Annotated in this window: 1 protein-coding gene; it reads right to left on the bottom strand. The window is 40.9% G+C overall.

What is annotated here, in order from left to right; all coding sequences use genetic code 11:
• Nucleotides 1-232, bottom strand: a 232-nt coding sequence (locus RYX56_RS24780; protein WP_317124444.1) for a tryptophan transporter, incomplete at its 3' end; no start/stop codon positions are given.
• Nucleotides 233-242 lie beyond the last annotated feature (10 nt).

Raw genomic sequence — 242 nt, 5'->3', positions numbered from 1 at the left:
CAATGATATTCGGAATGGTGCCTCCAGGAAATCCAGTCGTTAAACCAGATAAGATTCCTGTTACAAGCGCTAGGAGCATAACACTTTTGATTTCTGGAATGATAAAGATTCCTAAGAACATCATCGCCAGCATCATGTCCGGTTTAATTGTAAGGAATGAAGGCATCACCGTATGCAAAACAACCCCAATCCCTGCTAAAAGTGCTAAAATGACCAGGTTTTTCGTATTCACTTCTCATCTC

It is taken from the genome of Alkalihalophilus lindianensis, from assembly GCF_032843265.1.
Classification (GTDB): domain Bacteria; phylum Bacillota; class Bacilli; order Bacillales; family Bacillaceae_D; genus Alkalihalophilus; species Alkalihalophilus lindianensis.
Note: the sequence above shows the minus strand (reverse complement) of the source record. Positions and strands in the feature narration are given on the sequence as shown.